At 42.7% G+C, this 18,375-nt stretch carries 18 protein-coding genes and 1 tRNA gene; 15 read left to right on the top strand and 4 right to left on the bottom strand.

The window, feature by feature from the left end:
- Window positions 1-474: 474 nt before the first annotated feature.
- The 4 genes from GXO74_14495 to GXO74_14480 all read right to left on the bottom strand — a co-directional run bounded on the left by GXO74_14495 (window position 475) and on the right by GXO74_14480 (window position 3,366).
- Entirely contained in the window at window positions 475-1,014 is a 540-nt protein-coding gene (locus GXO74_14495; protein ID NOZ62868.1) for a hypothetical protein, read from the bottom strand.
- 144 nt (window positions 1,015-1,158) lie between these two features.
- Complete coding sequence (locus GXO74_14490) at window positions 1,159-1,659, bottom strand: RNA pyrophosphohydrolase (GenBank protein ID NOZ62867.1); 501 nt, start codon at window positions 1,657-1,659, stop codon at window positions 1,159-1,161.
- Window positions 1,660-1,700: 41 nt separating this feature from the next.
- The gene (locus GXO74_14485) at window positions 1,701-2,183 is read right to left on the bottom strand and encodes a hypothetical protein (GenBank protein NOZ62866.1); all 483 of its coding nucleotides are present in this window, start codon (window positions 2,181-2,183) and stop codon (window positions 1,701-1,703) included.
- Between the two features lie 28 nt (window positions 2,184-2,211).
- On the bottom strand, window positions 2,212-3,366 hold the full coding sequence (locus tag GXO74_14480; protein NOZ62865.1) for a site-specific DNA-methyltransferase: 1,155 nt from the start codon (window positions 3,364-3,366) through the stop codon (window positions 2,212-2,214).
- Between the two features lie 227 nt (window positions 3,367-3,593).
- Here GXO74_14480 and GXO74_14475 point away from each other — a divergent pair, with 227 nt between their 5' ends.
- The 15 genes from GXO74_14475 to GXO74_14405 all read left to right on the top strand — a co-directional run bounded on the left by GXO74_14475 (window position 3,594) and on the right by GXO74_14405 (window position 18,358).
- A complete protein-coding gene (locus tag GXO74_14475; GenBank protein NOZ62864.1) occupies window positions 3,594-4,118 on the top strand; it encodes a TlpA family protein disulfide reductase in 525 nt (174 codons plus the stop codon).
- Window positions 4,119-4,209: 91 nt separating this feature from the next.
- A complete protein-coding gene (locus GXO74_14470) occupies window positions 4,210-5,247 on the top strand; it encodes a methyltransferase (protein ID NOZ62863.1) in 1,038 nt (345 codons plus the stop codon).
- Window positions 5,248-5,495: 248 nt separating this feature from the next.
- Window positions 5,496-5,568, top strand: a tRNA-Ile gene (locus GXO74_14465).
- Window positions 5,569-5,988: 420 nt separating this feature from the next.
- A complete protein-coding gene (locus GXO74_14460) occupies window positions 5,989-7,005 on the top strand; it encodes a helix-turn-helix domain-containing protein (protein NOZ62862.1) in 1,017 nt (338 codons plus the stop codon).
- A 644-nt stretch (window positions 7,006-7,649) separates the two neighbouring features.
- Complete coding sequence (locus GXO74_14455) at window positions 7,650-7,949, top strand: hypothetical protein (GenBank protein NOZ62861.1); 300 nt, start codon at window positions 7,650-7,652, stop codon at window positions 7,947-7,949.
- Window positions 7,950-8,013: 64 nt separating this feature from the next.
- A complete protein-coding gene (locus GXO74_14450) occupies window positions 8,014-8,382 on the top strand; it encodes a response regulator (GenBank protein NOZ62860.1) in 369 nt (122 codons plus the stop codon).
- 22 nt (window positions 8,383-8,404) lie between these two features.
- Window positions 8,405-10,516 (top strand): chemotaxis protein CheA, encoded by a 2,112-nt coding sequence (locus tag GXO74_14445; protein NOZ62859.1) that lies wholly within the window; start codon window positions 8,405-8,407, stop codon window positions 10,514-10,516.
- A gap of 103 nt (window positions 10,517-10,619) precedes the next feature.
- Window positions 10,620-12,617: a methyl-accepting chemotaxis protein gene (locus GXO74_14440; protein NOZ62858.1), complete on the top strand. Its 1,998-nt coding sequence runs from the start codon at window positions 10,620-10,622 to the stop codon at window positions 12,615-12,617.
- Between the two features lie 17 nt (window positions 12,618-12,634).
- Window positions 12,635-13,162: a chemotaxis protein CheW gene (locus tag GXO74_14435; protein ID NOZ62857.1), complete on the top strand. Its 528-nt coding sequence runs from the start codon at window positions 12,635-12,637 to the stop codon at window positions 13,160-13,162.
- A 114-nt stretch (window positions 13,163-13,276) separates the two neighbouring features.
- Window positions 13,277-14,131 carry a protein-glutamate O-methyltransferase gene (locus GXO74_14430; protein ID NOZ62856.1) on the top strand — a complete coding sequence of 285 codons (855 nt, stop codon included), beginning with the start codon at window positions 13,277-13,279 and terminating at the stop codon, window positions 14,129-14,131.
- A 73-nt stretch (window positions 14,132-14,204) separates the two neighbouring features.
- On the top strand, window positions 14,205-15,263 hold the full coding sequence (locus GXO74_14425) for a chemotaxis response regulator protein-glutamate methylesterase (GenBank protein ID NOZ62855.1): 1,059 nt from the start codon (window positions 14,205-14,207) through the stop codon (window positions 15,261-15,263).
- A 189-nt stretch (window positions 15,264-15,452) separates the two neighbouring features.
- On the top strand, window positions 15,453-15,632 hold the full coding sequence (locus GXO74_14420; GenBank protein NOZ62854.1) for a sensor histidine kinase: 180 nt from the start codon (window positions 15,453-15,455) through the stop codon (window positions 15,630-15,632).
- Complete coding sequence (locus tag GXO74_14415) at window positions 15,604-16,104, top strand: chemotaxis protein CheD (protein NOZ62853.1); 501 nt, start codon at window positions 15,604-15,606, stop codon at window positions 16,102-16,104. The genes GXO74_14420 and GXO74_14415 overlap by 29 nt, the downstream gene beginning before the upstream one ends.
- A 195-nt stretch (window positions 16,105-16,299) precedes the next feature.
- A complete protein-coding gene (locus GXO74_14410; protein NOZ62852.1) occupies window positions 16,300-17,601 on the top strand; it encodes a helix-turn-helix domain-containing protein in 1,302 nt (433 codons plus the stop codon).
- A gap of 121 nt (window positions 17,602-17,722) precedes the next feature.
- On the top strand, window positions 17,723-18,358 hold the full coding sequence (locus tag GXO74_14405; protein ID NOZ62851.1) for a cobalamin-binding protein: 636 nt from the start codon (window positions 17,723-17,725) through the stop codon (window positions 18,356-18,358).
- Window positions 18,359-18,375: the final 17 nt, after the last annotated feature.

Here is an 18,375-nt window from a genome sequence, read left to right as displayed (position 1 = left end):
CGTTCAATTCGACGATAAAATCCGCTAACATAAAAAAGATAAATAATTGTTTTTTTCAAATATTAAGTCAGCAATTAGCTTTTCATGAATTGGATAAATTGAAAAGGGTAGGAAATAGGGTGAATAAGCTGATTTTTTATTTTAACCACCTAATTTTTGGCAGCAAATCAATAATAGTGCCGATAATTTGCAAACAACTGTTCAACAATAACCGACGAAGCGTGTCGGAAAAGCTGGTAAAGCAACTAACATATTAGTTTATAAGTCCACGAATTTTGGAAATTTTTCTAAATATAGACATGTTTTTCCAATATTAGAAAATATTAGGCTATGCTCATTTTAGATTTCTCTTTATCTTGTTTTTTATAATTCGTATCGATAGCGCTGTTTTAATTATACAAAAAAAGCCTGAAGTTGTCAAGCAGAAAATCACAAAAATCGGGAAAAGTAATTGCGCATTATCGACATCCTTTGCTAACAATAAAAAATTCCCTGTTTCAATTCTTCCAATGAATTCGCCTGATTGAGATCCGTATTTTTGATTTCGTACAGGTCGGCTTTGGTGCGGAAAAAGGTGCCGTCGGAGCGGTAGCGTTTGGCGCCTTTTTTGTAGAACGAGGCGCGTTGGAAAAGTTGAGATTTTGTCACCCAGCCGCAGATTGTGAGCGCGTTCGTTTTTTTGTTGAGACTGCAAAAGATGTAAACGTCGGTGTGGAAATCTTTTTGCAATCCGATGAAATTGTTCACGTAATAGTGGCGCACATCGGTTTCTCGGCCCATGGTTTTGACATCGATGATTTTGTCGGCAAAGCGAAAGTCTTCGCCGTCATCGCTGCCGTGCGCGCCGGTGACCAGTGGCTGGTTGAACAATTTTTGTATCATGCACTGACCGATTAAACCGGTGAGCTGTTCTTCCCGACTGCCGTCGGCAACGCCGCGGTTGCCGAAGTTGTGCTTCTTGAGAAGATTTTTGCAGTAAAGAATAATTTTGTCTGGGACTTTTACGGTGAACATAACGTTATCAGCGGAAAAAAAGTTATTCTCACACAAAGGCACGGAGCCACAGAGAAAAAACTTTTTTTATTTTCTCGGTGAATTTTTTGTCTCTTTATTTTAATACCCTTTGTGCCTTTGCGGCTTCGTGTGAGTTTTTTTGCTTCACACAAAGCCACGGAGCCCTCGATGAACATGTTGTTCGAAAAAAGTCTTCAATTGCTCATAAACCCGCTTTTTGAATGAAACGATTTGGGACAGAATATCGTCGAATTCCATCCACTGCCAATTCTCAAATTCAACCTGATCGCCGAGGGTGATTTTGTCATCGGAATCAATGAAGCGGAACAAAAACCAGTAGTGTATCTGGCCGCGTACAAGCTCCGAACGCAATTCCGGCGGCAGTTCGTAGGCTAACAAATCCTCATTTTGCGCGATGAGCTCAAGAGATTCCGGTTTAATGCCGGTTTCTTCCTCGATTTCTCGATAAACAGCAGCCTGAGGCATCTCTCCGATGAGAATGCCGCCTTGCGGAAATTGCCAGGCTGGGACTGCTCCTTTTCTTTTGCCCGCGAAAACACGGCCGTTTGCGTTTACAATTATCGCCCCGACTCCGGCGCGGAATTTTTGTGTTGAAGTCTGATATTTACGCTTAAAAATATTCATTCGTTCGACAACCTTTGATTCAACGGAGAAATTTTATCGAATTATTTTGAATTCTCTGAAAGTGAGAGCAAAATTTTTACCAGCGGAAAAGGATATTTCCATTTAAACGTTCGCATCACCGAGCCGCGCATTTTGCCGTCGATGATGTTGAACGGCAGGGTGAAAGTTTTGACCTGAACGGAGTCTCCTTTGTAAAGCGAACCTTTCAAATAGCCGCCTTTGATGATAAAATCGGTTTTGATGTTTAGCCAGCGCCCGAACCAACCGCGATTTTTGCCGAAGCGGCAATTCATCATTTCCGTATCGCCGACTTTTCCCTGAACAGAACCGTCTTTGTGAATGGTAATTTTTACGTTTACCGTGTCTTTCGCGTTCGCCAACTTCGGAATTTTGCTGATGGGAAGATAGATTTTGCATCTTCCCTGCCAGGTTCCGACCAATGAATCGGAGACGTTATTTTTCGCAGCAGCGAATGAAAATTGGGCGAGAAGCAAAACGATGAGAAAAGAAAAATTTCGCTTCATAATTTTCCTTTCGAGTGAGTGAGTACGTTCACAACAATTTCGCCGCAATGCGCTGTTCCGCTTTCCGGCAGTACTCTTCGGAAATGTCGATCCCCAGATAGCGGCGCGCAAATGAAAATGCCACGTAGGTGGTCGTGCCCACGCCGTTGAAGGGGTCGAGGATAACGTCATTTTTGTAGCTAAAAAGTTGCAGCACTCTTTTGACGAGTTCCTCCGGAAACATGGCGGGATGGCCGTAAGATTTCATTTTTCGTTCCGGCGAAATAGACCATTTTGCCACAACCCATTTTTTGAAATCGTCTGCCGTGATGTCGATATTTTCTTTGTCGCCAGATTTTTTCAAGTCACCCTTGCTGAAAATTTCCAGAAATTCCCAGGTGTATTTCAAATAGGGGCTGCTCGGACTTTTCCAGCTTCCCCACGAGGTGTATTTGCAGTTGTAGTTGTTTTTTTCCCAGAGAATTTCGCCTTTCCAGATTAATTTTTTATTGAGAAAAAAATTACTGATGATGTGATGGCTGGGAATGTAATCGGAAAATAGCGGTTGAATATTGACGACAATTCTGCCGCCGAATTTCAGCACGCGAATGCATTGGTCGAAAATGCGAAAAAGTGTGTCAAAATAATTTTCCCAGAAATGATCGTCCTGGCTTTGCTCGTAATCCAGTCCGAAGTTGTACGGCGGCGACGTGAAAATCAGGTCCACGCAATTGTCCGGTAGTTGCGCCAGCACTTTTTCGCTGTCGCCGCAGATGATGCGATCCGTGAATTCTTCAGGGAAGTCATTGTTTTTTCCGGAGAATTGATGGCCACGAGCGTAAAAATACTGGCTGCGTTGCTCTTCTTTTTTCGCCCTGTTTTTGACTTTTCTTTCTTTGTTGTAATCGACAAAATTTCTCCGCCCGGCGTGAATGCCGTAGCTGCCAATGCGTTCGATTCGTTGAATGATTTTTTTAAGCCAATTTTTCTGCTCATCCAACTGATAGCGCGCCCGAACGTCTTGTTCCAATTGATGTAATTTATTCAAATCAATTTCCCGCAGGAAAATAGTAATCCCCTCACCGGAAAATTCCACTTTCATTTCTTTGGGTTTGAAATTCCGGTTTATTTCCTGAAGATAACTTTTTTCTTCGGGATTTAGCGGCGAAGAAAGCGGCAGGTGTATTTTTTTATATTCAATCATAAAATGCAGGTCCAATTTTTCTTTCTCAATATAATGGCTGAAAAGTTAAAAATCAAGTGATTTTCCTTGAAAAATGATTTGAATATTTGTATATTGAGCTTACGAATTGGCTGAAAGCTCATTTTATTTTCTGCCTCGAAGGATCGAAAACTCAAAGTTAATTATTTTGGTGAATCGGCCTTTGGGGCACAAATATTAACCCCAACCGCAAAAAACAGGAGATTAGCATGAAACGAACTGTCATTCCCCTGGTGGTAACTTCTGCTCTTTTGATCGTTTTTTTGTGTGGATTTTTGTCCGAAAATGGCACTCGTACTAAAAAAGGACAACAAGTACCGGAATTTAAAGTGACAACATTGGCGGGGAAGGAAGTGGCAATTAATGATTTAAAGGGGAAAGTCGTGTTGATAAATTTCTTCGCAACGTGGTGTCCGCCTTGCAAAGCTGAAATGCCCCATCTGGAAAAGGAAATCTGGCAGAAGTATAAAAATCGTGATGATTTTTTCCTGATTTCAATTGGCAGGGAGCACAAGGCAGAGGAATTGGTCAAATTCAAAAAACAAAAAGGCTTTACGTTCCCCATTGCACCTGACCCGAAGCGTGGCGTTTATTCGCTTTTTGCTGAGAAAATGATACCCAGAAATTATGTCATTGATAAAGACGGAAAAATCGCGCTTCAAGAGATTGGGTACAACGAGGAACTATTTTCTCAATTGAAATCAACGTTGGAAAATTTGTTGGCTGACAAATAGTTTTGATTAGCTTCGCTCGTTTTGCCAGAAATTGTTTTATTCGTGCGCTTGATCCCACAGAATTGCAACCGACAATGAGGAGGAACAGAGTATGCAGACTTCGAAAGAGATTGTGAAAAATTGTGTGAAATTTGAGACGCCAGAACGGATGCCGCGAGACCTGTGGGTGTTGCCCTGGGCAGAGACACATTTTGCCGAACAAGTCGCTGAAATGAAACAGCGCTTTCCGACAGATTTTAGCGGAACCGCTGCGGTCTATTTGCCCTCGCCGAGAGAAAAAGGCGATCCTTACGCTAAAGGCGAGTATGTCGATGACTGGGGCTGTAAATTTGTCAATTTTCAAGAGGGCGTGATCGGTGAAGTAAAGGAACCGATGATTCGCGACATTTCCGATTGGAAAATTGTTCAGCCGCCCTATGAAACTTTGCCGCGGAACAAACAACAGGCGTACGATGAAATCAGCCGATTTTATGAAAAGAGCGAGAAATTTGTCATGGCGAATCTCTGCCCGCGGCCCTGGGAGCGATACCAATTCCTGCGCGGCACCGAGGAGGCAATGGTCGACATGATGATGCCCGAGGAAGGCGGCGCAGATCTGCTCAAGGCGATTCATGATTTTTATTTGAAGGAAATGGAATTTTGGGTCAGATCCGACGTCGATGCGGTGATGTTCATGGACGACTGGGGCTCACAAAATCAGTTGCTCATTCCGCCGAGAATCTGGAGAGAATTGTTCAAGCCGCTTTACAAAGAATATTGCGACATGGCGCACGCTGAGGGGAAATTTGTTTTTATGCACAGCGACGGCTACATTCAGGAGATTTTCACCGATTTGGTCGAAATTGGCGTGGATGCGATAAATTCCCAGCTTTTTACCATGGATTTCGAGTATTTGCGCGACAATGTGAAGGGAAAAATTACTTTCTGGGGTGAAATCGACCGCCAGCATGTTTTGCCCAGTGAAAACCCGCAGCAAGGCCGCGATGCTGTTCGCAAAGTTGCCGAGTATCTGTACGATCCGACAGGTGGCATCGTCGCTCAATTGGAATTTGGCGCCGGCGCCAATCCGGAGACGGTGTTGGCGGTATTTGAGGAATGGGAAAAAATTGATCAGGAAAATCGGAGATAAAAAACAGCGAGAAGCGGCGTCAACTGTTTTGATATTCGTTTGACGCCCGCTCTCGAAAACGAGAAATGCTATTTTGCTATTCAGCAAAATTTTTTTGCCAATCCGACCAGTTTGTCGAGCTTTTGTAGAATTTTTTCAAAGGTAATTTTTCAGGGAGAATCAGAGAATCATCAACTTTTTGGCAGCAAAAAAATAATATTGATTTTTCAAATAAATTTTATTATATTCTGGTTCAAAAATTGAAGCACGGGCCCATAGCTCAGTTGGTAGAGCAGCGGACTCATAATCCGTAGGTCGTAGGTTCGAGTCCTACTGGGCCCACAATAACCCTTTAAGTAATTTAAGAACTTAAGGGGTTATTTTTTTGTTAAATATAAAGTTAGATTTTTAGGATAAAAAATATCCATTTTAGTGGCTGTTACTCTTTTTTAATAGTTTTTAGCCCATTTCAGTTTTATTATGTCACGTATGTGTCACGCGTTTAAGAGTAGGTTTGGCTTACAGAAAAAATATTATTGAACAACCAGAAAAAGCTTTAACGAATCATTTTTTGTAATAGAGTGTAAAAAAATGATTCACTGATTTTCACTAATGAAACAAGAATAATTTGTGAAAATTCGCATCCGTTTGTGATCAAAAAAATTTCCGAACCCCTTTTAAAAAATTGATTGCATAATATCTTATTATTTATTATATTAACGGAAAATGAAGGGTTCGGAAAGTTCGGAAAAAGAGCGATCTATGCAAAAGTTGAAAAAAGAATTTGAGCAGTTAAGAAAAGAGAATATCCATTTTATTGCTGTATCCAACAGTGAATGGTATTCGCTATTTAAAGACGAAATCAGAAATTCTATTGCCATCGAGGGCATTTTCGCCAACCGCAATGAATTACTTGACGTACTGGAACGAAATAAACGGACGGATACACAAAAGACAGCAGCCATATTGGGCTATTTTGAGTCTGCCAGTTCTGTTTATGAGTATGCGAATAATCTTTTCAAAGAAAACGAATTCAAACTGCGTCTGGCAGACATCAAACAAATTCATTCTCTTCTGATGCGATACGAAAAGCAGATCGGCACCTTTCAGGGAACATTGGGAGATTTCCGAAAAGGCGACGTTGAAGTCATTGAATCCCATTTTACTCCTGTGAAAGCTCCTTTTTTGAACCAGACGATGAAATTATTTGTCAAATGGGTTAATGAAAAATTAAGTGATGATGATTATGATAAGTTGAAACTTGCCACAATCAGTCATGTACTGTTTGAAACGATTCATCCCTTTCGCGATGGAAACGGCAGAGTGGGCAGGATTTTGCTTTCCTTTTTGTTCATCGGCTGCGGTTATGTGAACATCGCCATCAAAGGAACGAATAAGGAAAATCGGAATAAATATTACGAGGCGTTGGAAATCGCGGATGATCAATGTGAGCTGCTGCTTCGTGCTATTGAAAGCGGGAAAAAAGTCAGCACAAAAGATATGGATCGCTATCTTGAAAAAAGTGACATCTCATTGTTGAAAAAAATTATTGAAGATCGTTTAAAGGATGCACTTGAGCGATTGAAAAGAAGGGAATCGCTCGCATTTGCAAAAGATGCTTTGCTGCCGTTACGGGATGCGGCAAAATTTTTTCATTATTCTCAGGATTATTTGAGGAAATTAATAAATAATGACAAGCTGCCAGCCCAAAAAAAAGGCAAATTGTGGTATGTTCGGGTTCGGGATGTTGAGAAGTATCTGGAAAGTTTATCGAAATAGATTTAGCCACCAATGATCATGAATTAACGCTAATGTTTTTTTATTTGTGTATATTTGTGGCAAAAATGCTTTCCGAACCCAAGCAAAGGTTCGATTTTTTATTATATTGTATTTATTAAACTTATTGATGTGACATGGTTCGGAAAGTACGGAATAATGACTCATTAGGGTTTGCTGAAAAATTAGTCCAAAAGCCTTAAAAATTCACCCTACATTGCTTACAGGTAGTCCCCTATTTTGTGTAATTTTTTTCTTAGTAATTTCGGTCACCCTGCGGATTAATGGCCGCACTTTTTATTCTCTGCTACCTTTGCCTCCAACATTTGTTTCAATTTTTCTACGAAAATTTTTGTATTGTTCCCTGTATCGCTTTTCTTCGTTGTTCTCAAAGATTCAATTTGTAAAAAAAATCATTTCAAATTGCAATTTAACCTCATGTTAGCCCTTGCTGTTATTTTGCCCCAAAAACTTTAAGTATTTGATAAAAAATAAGTTAATCTTCTCTGAAAAACCAAAGTGCGAGCCTAGAAATGTTTGAATCTACATGGTACGATTTTTGAGAATTGTGAAAAAGTGCACCGCTTTACAATGATAAAATCGAAAAGTATAATCTCTTTTTGAAATTTTCGGGGATGACGTCTGCGATGGAAAAAATAAAAATTGAAAACAGAAAAAAATCAACGAAGGTGCATTTGCGCGGCGAGTTGACGGTTGACGATGCTATCTTGTTGAAGGAAGAATTGCACAAAATCGTCGAAGTCGCGGAAAAAGTAGAGCTTGTTTTTGATGCAAATGCTGAACCGCACACTGCGGTGATTCAACTCATTTTGGCTTTGCAGAAGGATTACACAAGGTCCGGCAAAAAATTGTCATTTCAAAGTGCTGCCAATTCTTCTGTAAAAGATGCTTTAACAATATTAGGGTGCGCGCACTTTTTGAACTGAACTTTGCCGGGGAAGCACCTGTTGAGATTGAATTTTAGTCTATGGGAAAGCGCGGAGGTAATTTATGTCGTTGAAAACGATCATGACCGTCGACGATTCGCCGAGCGTCAGGCAGTTTGTAAAAATGACGCTGCAGAGCGCCGGCTTTGAGGTTGTGGAAGCCGAAGACGGAAAAGATGCGCTGCAAAAAATGGACGGCTCACCAATCCATCTGGCGTTTGTGGATTTGAACATGCCCAACATGAACGGCATCGAATTCATCAAAGCGGTCAGGTCTCACGAAAAGTACCGTTTCATTCCATTGATTATGCTTACCACTGAATCTCAAATGAGCAAAAAACAGGAAGGAAAAAAAGTCGGCGCGACCGGCTGGATCGTCAAACCTTTCAAACCGGAGCAGTTGCTGGCGGTGGTGAAAAAAGTACTTGGCTAATTTCACGCAAGACGGATGGAACATGGAAAATTTTGTTGAACTTTACAAAGAAGAGACAAAAGAGCTGCTGAATGATATTCAGGACACGTTGCTGGAATTGGAGGAGAAACCAAAAGATCGGGAACTGATCGATCGGGTTTTTCGGGCGATGCACAATATGAAAGGCAACGGCGCCATGTTCGGCTTTGACAATATTTCTGCCTTCACCCACGACATTGAAACTGTTTACGACAAAGTTCGGGAAGGCGAACTTCCCGTCACACCTGAATTGATAAATTTAACTTTGGAAGCCTGCGACCAGATTAATTTGATGCTGCTCAAACCCGGCGCTGATATTGGCAAACAAAAAGAAAAAGTCGATACGACTTTGCAGGGGTTTGCCCAATTGCTTCCCCAAAAAGACCAGCAGTCCCGTGTTAAAAGTGTCAGTTCTGCGATTGCAGCAGATAAGCGCGCTGATGAGAAAAAGAGCGCTACTTATTTTATTCATTTTGTGCCTCACGAAGATATTTTTCTTTCCGGCATGAATCCGATTTTGTTGCTCAAAGAACTGCTCGAGCTTGGCTCCGGTCATGTGATTGCTCATTGGGATAGACTCCCCGAATTTGAAGAAATGAATCCTGAAAAATGTTATCTCTACTGGACGATCATTTTGACGACCTCTGAAGATGTGCGAGCGATTCAAGATGTTTTTATTTTTGTTGAAGATGAGAGCGTAATTCGCATTGAGACGCTTGATGGCGAAGGAAAATTTTCAGCGAAAGACATTGAAAAAATTAAAAATACTCTGATTGCTGAAAAGGGATTGTCGTTTGAGAAACTGAGTCAACTTCTTGCAAATAAAGACCAAGACGAGTCAGCGGCAGCGACGCAAAAGACTGCTGAAAAACCTATCCGTGAGAAAAAGGAAGAGAAAAAATTAACCCCGTCTTCCGCGAAAATGCGCGTGGAATGCGAGCAGGCGTCTGCGATTCGGGTTTCTTCGGAAAAATTGGATAACTTAATTAATTTGGTCGGCGAACTGGTGACAGCTCAGGCGAGTCTGGCGCAGACTGTGCTGAAAAACAACGACAGCCGCTATTTGGCGATAGCCGAGGAGTTGGAACGGCTCACGGCCGGCTTGCGCGACATTGCCATGGAAATCCGACTTATTCCCCTCGGGTCTCTTTTCGGCAAATACAGGCGATTGGTGAGAGACCTGGCGCGCACGCAGAAAAAAGAAATCAATTTTGTTTTTGAAGGCGGCGAGACAGAATTGGACAAAACAATCATCGATCGTCTCGGCGACCCCTTAGTGCATTTGATTCGTAACAGCATCGATCATGGCATCGAGCTTCCGGAAATTCGCGAAAAAAACGGCAAGCCACGGGCAGGAACAATCCGCATTTCAGCGCGACAGAGCGGCGCTGACGTCTGGATTCAAATTTCCGACGACGGAAAGGGCATGGATCCGGAAAAAATTCACGCGCGGGCAGTGGAAAAAGGCATCGTTCCGGCAAATCTGCCTCTGAGCACATCGGAAATTTTGCAGCTTATTTTCAAGCCGGGATTTTCCACGGCGGAAGAAGTGAGCGATATTTCCGGCCGCGGCGTGGGAATGGATGTTGTCAAAAAAAATGTGAAAGATTTGCGGGGCACGGTGTCCGTGAAAAGTGAGGTAGGAAAAGGCACAACTATCTCTCTGCGGCTGCCGTTGACGCTGGGGATCATCGATGGCCTGGTGATTAAAGCCGGCAGTGAGAGATTTGTACTGCCGATTTCAGTGGTACAGGATTGTCAGGAATTTTACGTCGAGGGGACTACTCGATTCAAACATCGGGAGATTCTTGAAATTCGCGGCGAGGTCATCTCGTACATTCGCTTGCGGGAACATTTCGCTATTTCGGGAAATCCGCCGGAAAGGGGACATCTGGTCATCGCCCAGGTGAATGATCAAAAAATCGGCATTGTGGTGGATGAAATCGAAGGCGAGCATCAAATCGTGATAAAATCTCTGGGAAAATTGTACCGAAATGTGGACGGACTTTCCGGCGCGACGATTTTGGGAGATGGCTCTGTGGCGCTGATTTTAGATGCCGGGAAGTTGATCGAAATTGCAGAAAAAGAAGAATTTGCTCAGGTTCAAAATTTATGATGGCAGTTATTTACCAATTTGAAAAGAATTAAATTGAATTTAGTTAGTGAACCCTGAAAGTTATCGTTGAAAATTAGCGTTTCAAAATAAAGGAGAATCAAAAATGAAACGAGCGACTTTGATTAATCGACGTTGGTTCTGGCTTATTGCTTTTGTCATTTTGACGACTATTTTGGTCGGAACAGGATTGAAGGCAGCCGTGGGTGAGACTGGCTTTTCAGTATCGACATCAGACCAGCTTTTTAATCGGGGAGTATTTAATAACACGTGGTTTTATCTGTTGGAAATATTTTTTATGCTGTTATTTGTTGTTCTGGGAATTTACTTTGCCCGAGTAAAAGACATGCGGGGAGAAACGAAATATTCTTTCACCATCGGGGCAAAATTTGTCGCCGTTTATGGCGGCGCTTTTTGTGCGTTGCTTTGTCTGTCATTTTTTGTAATAGACAAGATAAATGGCTTAAATCGGGATATAAAGGAAGTCGCTTTTGTCAATCAGAAAATAGCGGATTTGGTTGCGAGTTATGAAGATTATTTCGGGAAAAAAGAGGCTGTTTTAGGGCAGGCACTGTTTGGTATTACAACAAATAATCGCGCTGTATTTGATGAAATAGAAAATGATTATAATCTGCACCAGCAAGAATTTGCGCAGTTCACAATGAAAAAAATGAATGAACTTGAGGCGAAGTTGCGGGAAAAAAGCTATTTGCATGATCAATTGGAAAAAATTTATGTTTCTTTTGCAAAGCTGAAATCAAAAAACGATGAGATAGACAATCAAAATAAACAACTCATTTCATTATTGAAATTAAGAAAGTATCGATCCGCGTCAAATTTGAGTCAGCAATTACAACAACAAAAAGCGGTTTTGGCAGAAAAAATTGATCAATTGAGAGCAGAAATAATAAGGCTATCAAATCAATCTTATTTGAAAATGGGAAATGATCAGGCGAAAAACCGGCAGATGATTATCTGGATAACAATTTTTCTGTCTTTGGCGGGCTTATTTGGATCGTCTTTTGTCACGTATTCAGTTTACAAAAATCTGGGCGCTGATCCTAAAATCATAAGAAGATCGCTGAGCCACATCGTTGATGGTGATTTTAGTTTTGAAGTTGGCGCGGGTCACAAAAAAATCAGCGGAGTTTTGGCAGATATAAAAATCATGGTTGAAAGGATGCGTCGGATAGTCAGTGAAATTCGCGTTTCCGCCGAAAACGTAGCTGCCGGCAGCGAGGAACTGAGTTCCGCTTCGCAGCAAATGTCGCAGGGAGCTACCGAACAGGCGGCTTCCACGGAAGAGGTCGCTTCTTCCATGGAACAGATGGTTACCAACATTCGACAGAATGCAGAAAATGCGAAAGCGACCGAAGAAATTGCCGCACAATCCACAAAAGACATGCGCGACGGAGTCGCAGCAGCGAACGAGACTGTGCAAGCGATGCACACTATTGCCGAAAAAATTTCCATTATCGAAGAAATTGCCAGGCAAACAAATATGCTGGCGTTGAATGCTGCCATTGAAGCTGCCAGAGCCGGCGAGCACGGAAAAGGATTTGCGGTCGTCGCGGCGGAAGTTCGCAAATTGGCGGAAAGAAGCCGAAAAGCGGCAGCGGAAATCAGTGATTTGACGGCTGCAAGTGTGGAAACAGTGGAAAAAGCAGGCGCGATGCTGGATAAATTGCTTCCGGAAATTGAAAGAACTGCCGAGTTAGTCAAAGAAATCACTGCCGCCAGCGAGGAGCAGCGGCTCGGCGCTGACCAGATAAATGAAGCGATTCAGCAATTGGATACGGTTACTCAACAAAACGCCTCGGCTGCTGAGGAATTATCTGCGACTTCCGAAGAACTTGCCAGTCAGGCGATGCAGTTGCGCGCAACTGTGGAATTTTTCCGACTCGAAGATAATGTTGGCAATGGAAATGGCGGTTCACAGCTTTCATTTGCTTCTGTTTCAAAGCCAAAATTCAATGCAAAACAAACGGCGAAAGCACAAAATGCTAATTTTCAACGACCGCGAGAAGAAGTCGTCGCCATTGATTTAGATGGGAATGGGTTTGGCAAAAAAGATGCTCTGGATGAAGAATTTGAACGTTACTAAAAATCAGGAGAAAGAAAGTGAGTGAAAATCAGATCCAAAAACCTGCTCATTATTTGACTTTTGCGCTTGACCATGAGCAATATGGGTTTGAAATAGAAAAAGTGCAATCGGTTCTGGATTTTGAAAGTATCACCCGCGTGCCGCGCACGCCGCCGTTCATGCGCGGGGTCATTAATCTTCGCGGAAAAATTGTCCCGATCATTGATCTGCGGCTGAAATTTGGCCTGTCGGAAACAATCAAAACGCGGGAGAGCTGCATTATTATTGTCAATGTGGACATCGACGGCGAAAAAACGACGCTGGGCGTTCTCGCTGACGCAGTGCGTGAAGTCATTCAGATTTATCCGGAACAGATTGAACCAGCGCCAAAAATCGGCACGCATTTGAAGACTGAGTTCATCAAAGGCGTTGCTAATTATCTGGATCAATTAGTTATTATTTTGGAAATTGAAAAAATATTTACATCTGATGAATTATTGATTGTGCAAGAAACGGGAGAGGAAACTCCGGTTGAAAGCGAGTTTGAAATACTTGTTAATCAATAAGTTGCACTGCGCTAAATTTTTAGCCGAGAGATTTGGTAAAAGTAAAATCTACCAAGAATAATCAGCCTAACGAAAATCAGAAAACGCAGAACTCTGAACTAAAGACAAACTCCGATGAAACCCAATATCCGGATACTCGAAAATCGACGCATGACCGCACAAGATTTTTCCCGACTGGGGACGTATATTGAAAATGAATTTGGCATAAAAATGCCGGGGTCGAAAAAGATGATGCTCCAGGCGCGATTGCAAAAACGATTGCGCGAACTTGGCCATGCGACGTTTCGGGAGTACATTAATTACATTTTCAGCCGCGCGGGGAAAGATGAAATTTTGCGCATGGTTGACGAAGTGACCACAAATAAGACCGATTTTTTTCGCGAACCAGAGCAATTTGACTTTTTGTATCAATATGTATTGCCGGAATTAAGAGAAAAAAAGAAAGGAAAGGCAAAATTCATTTCCGTCTGGAGCGCGGGTTGTTCCTCCGGCGAGGAACCTTATTCGATTGCGATGACTTTGGCGGAGTTTGTTGAAAAAAATAAGGACTTTGATTTTGAAATTCTGGCAACGGACTTGTCTCAAAAAGTACTGGAGGAAGCAAGAGTAGCAATTTACCAGGAAGAGCAAATTGAAGCAATTCCTATGAAATTGCGAAAAAAATATTTGCTCAAAAGCAAAACAAAACAGGACAAAATTGTTCGCATTGTTCCGGCTATCCGCCAAAAAGTGAAATTTTTCCAACACAATCTCATGGCTAACACTATATTTACGAATCGTTCTTTTGATATTATTTTTTGCCGAAATGTGATCATTTATTTTGATCAGGAAAGACAGAAAGAACTATTTCAGCGATTTTATCACCATCTCAATTCAGGGGGATTTCTTTTTCTTGGTCATTCGGAGAGCATGATTAATTTTGGCTTGCCGTTTGAAATGGTGAAGCCTAAAATTTATCGAAAGAGCTGAACATTAAGAAAAAATTCAAAAAAATGATGGCATTGTCATGAAACAAATTTCGGAATTGCCGGAAAGAAAAATAGTGGGGAGAAAAATAAAAGTTCTTATCGTGGATGACTCGGCGCTGGCAAGGAAGAAATTGACAGAGATTCTCAACTCTGATCCGGAAATAGAAGTGATTAGCACAGCGGCGGATCCTTACATTGCAGTGCAAAAAATAAAGAGAAATCTCCCCGACGTAATCACTCTCGATCTGGAAATGCCGCGTATGAATGGCCTCGGTTTTTTGAAGAGGATAATGGAGCAGCGCCCGATGCCGGTGGTGGTGATTTCCAGTCACGCGCCTGAAGGCTCGTTCAAAGCCATGCGGGCGTTTGAATTGGGCGCTTTGGAAGTTATTTGCAAGCCGAAATTGATGAGCGGCATTGATTTGCGAGAGTTTCAGACAATCGCTTGTGATGCCGTGAAAGCAAGCTTTCGTGCCAAAGTCAGCGTATTCTCAGGCGAGAAAAAATCGGAAAAGGGTTTGCACAAAGCCGCGGCTGACAGAGGGTTGGCCGACAAATTAAAAATCCGAACAAAAAAGCTGGTCGTGGTTGGCGCTTCGACGGGCGGAACGGTTGCTATTGAAAATTTTCTTACGCGATTGCCGGAAAATTTTCCGGGGATTGTCATTGTCCAGCACATGCCGCCACATTTCACCTATTTGTTTGCCGATCGACTCGATAAAAAATGTAACGTGCAGGTCAAAGAGGCAAAGAATGGGGATATCGTTGTCCCGGGCTGCGCCTTCATTGCCCCTGGCGATCAGCACGTGCTGGTGAAATTTAACGGCAAGCATTACTATTTGGAAGTGAAAAAAGGTCCGCTGGTAAATCGACACCGGCCCTCTGTCGATGTTCTTTTTCGTTCGGCGGCGCGCTACGTGGGGAAAAATGCCATCGGAGTAATCATGACCGGCATGGGCGATGATGGCGCAAAAGCAATGCTGGAAATGAAGCAGGCAGGCGCGCAGACGATTGCCCAGGACGAGGAATCTTGCGTTGTTTTTGGTATGCCTCGGGAGGCTATCCGTCTGGGAGCTGTGGACAAAGTTGTTCCGCTGGATCAGATGGTGGAGGCAGTGGTCAGTTTTCTTTAGAAAAAAATTAGCCGAAGGAAAAAATGATGGAATTCAATCAAAAAAAATTCAATGAACTGGCGAAAATGACGGAAGAGTTGAAAAAGCTGAACGCCAAATTATTGGAATCGGAAAAACTGAAAAGCCAGTTTCTTTCCAATTATACGCAATGAAATCAATAATCCGATTACTTCCATTCTGGGGCTGTCAATGGCAAAAAGCCTGGTCGAGCTTTTGGGTGGCACGATAAATTTAGCAAGCCATTCGGAGAAAGGCAGCTTATTTGAAATTGTGTTGATTCAAGATTTGTACAGTGACCAAACGGATGAAGTGGTGTTTGATGAGGAAGGGTTTTGGTCTTATGATACAGCAGTCGCTTCCAGCAGTTGAGGAACGAAAAGAACATTTTCTGTTTCCCGGAAAAATTTTTGTCTCCGGTGAACCGTTTTGGGTGACCACAATTTTGGGTTCCTGCGTTGCTGTGTGCCTGTGGGACCCGCTGCGCAAAATTGGCGGCATCAATCATTATTTGCTGCCGTTCTGGAACGGCGTGGGTCTGGCGTCGCCAAAATACGGCGACATCGCCATTGAAAAATTAATCGAAAAAATGATTCACCGCGGCAGCGAGTTGAAAAATCTGCGCGCGAAAATTTTCGGTGGCGCAGCGGTTTTGCAAAACAAAAACAATGACGGGCATGTCGGATTGAAAAATATCGCGCTGGCAAAATCCTACCTCGAGAGCAAAGCAATCCCCGTCGTCGCTTCTGATGTCGGCGGCAATTCCGGTCGAAGGATCAAATTTAATACCGCGACCGGAGTTGTTTTGGTCAAAAAAATAGTCAAAAACAAGCAACCTGCCTGAGAAATATAAACGCCAAATTCCAAGTCCCAAATTCCGGACAAACTCAAAATTTAAAATAGCGTTAAAGAATTTGCCATTTGACAAGATGTCGCCCACCGCAAAATTGGAATTTCCAAAAAAATTAGTTGACATCTTCAATTTTAGTGGTTATATTGGAATAACAAGATTTGACCAAAAACAAATTGGTAAATCGATATGATTGATCTCATCGAATTAATCCGCGACAGTCAGGGCACTCGCTCGCTGAATAGATTTTTGACCTATTTCAATGAATTGACGGGTATCAATATTCATGTGATCAACAGTTACGGCGAGGTGGTTTTTTCCGCTGCAAATCAGCAGCGGAAGCCGCTACCCTGTCAAATTTTTCAAGAAGATTCCCATTCGATGAGTCAATGCCGGGAATATCGAAAAGATTCCTGTTTGGAAGCCCTGCGCTGGGGAGACGCCTACATTTCGGAATGTCCGCACAAATTCATTCAAATTGCTGTTCCCATTTTGTACAATGAAAAATTTATCGGCGGATTGGTTGCGGCACCGCTTTTGATGAGGCGCGTCGGCGAGAGTTTTTTGAAAAATTCTGGACATGGAAAGTCTTTTTCAAAAGACAAAATGCGGGCGTTAAAATCAGCGCTGTCGCAAGTGCCGGTGATTCCTGAAAAAAGAGTCAAAGTCGCCGCGGAATTGATATTTTCCATTGCGGATTTTTTCTCCATTCCGGATCTGGGTTTGCTTACGGCGCGGCGCCAATCTTACCGCGAACAAGCCCAGGTGGCCGAGGAAATTCAGCGCTACAAACGGAACAGCGATGCGCCTTCGCCGTCTTTGTTTCCCATTCTCAATCCTAAAAAAGAAAAAGAGCTCATCACGCTCGTACGCCTTGGGGATAAAATCGGCGCCAAAACGATTCTCAACGAGTTTTTGGCGCAGGTGATGTTGTACAATCCCATCAATCTGGAATTGATGAAAGCTCATGTCCTGGAACTGCTGGCAATTTTAACGCGAGCTGTTGTCGAAGAAGGCGCTAATCCGGAGAGTATTTTTGGCTTGCGCTACCAGTTCATCTCTGAACTTTCCGATATTTCGGATCACCAGTCCCTCTGTTTCTGGGTGGTGAAAATGATGGAAATTATTTGCGATACCATTTACCAAACACGAAATCAGCAACATTTTTACATACTGGAAAAAGCGTGTAACTATATTCGCGAAAATTATTCCGAAAAGGTGGCGCTGGAAACTGTTGCAAAACATGTTTTTGTAAGTCCTTTTTATTTAAGCCACTTATTCAAGGACGATCTGAATACTACTTTTGGCGAATTTTTGACGAAAACCCGAATCGAAGCTGCCAAAGCCCTCTTACGCGATACCGACCTCTCTTTGTCTCAGATTGCCCTCGAAGTTGGCTATCCGGATCAAAGCTATTTTACCAAAGTTTTCAAAAAAGTGGAACGCATTACGCCAAAGACTTTTCGCCGATTACGTCAACCTGTTTATTGATTCTCGAAAATCAGGCAGCATAGCAAGATTTTACCAAAATTGAACATTATTGCACAAGATTTTTATTGCAAAGTTTTGTACACTAACGGTAGAATGAAAAACCAATGCCGGTATTTCAAACATGGACTTTTTTACAGAAATCGCTGACAATCTTTGTCGCGGCTACAGCGCCGAGGTAGAGAAATTGATCCGAATGGCGCTTGAGGCAAATGTCCCGCCACTGGACATTTTACACAACGGTTTAATTTCGGGAATGGATCGAATCAGCGTTTTGTTCAAAAATAACGAAATTTACATTCCTGAAGTCCTTGTTGCCGCTTCTTCCATGCATGCCGGCGCTGACGTCCTTCGGCCTTATCTTGCAAATACAAATTCCAGAAACAATAAAAAAATCATTGTGGGAACCGTCAAAGGCGACCTGCACGACATCGGCAAAAATCTCGTAAGCATGATGCTTGAAGGCGCAGGCTTTCAGCTCATCGATCTCGGCGTTGACGTGTCGCCGGAGAAATTTGTTCATGCGGCGCGCGAGCAATCGGCGCATTTGATCGGAATTTCCGCGCTGCTGACGACCACCATGCACATGATGAAAATTACTGTGGATACAATTCATGCGACTGATTTGAAAAATAAAGTGAAAATCGTGATTGGCGGGGCGCCGATTACGCAGCATTTCGCTGATTTGATTGGCGCGGACGGTTACGCAGAGGATTTCGTCACCGCCGTGGATGTCGTTAAAAGACTGCTTCGAGTTTGAAAATCTATTTTTGTCAA

The organism is Calditrichota bacterium (assembly GCA_013152715.1).
Classification (GTDB): domain Bacteria; phylum Zhuqueibacterota; class Zhuqueibacteria; order Thermofontimicrobiales; family Thermofontimicrobiaceae; genus 4484-87.
Note: the sequence above shows the minus strand (reverse complement) of the source record. Positions and strands in the feature narration are given on the sequence as shown.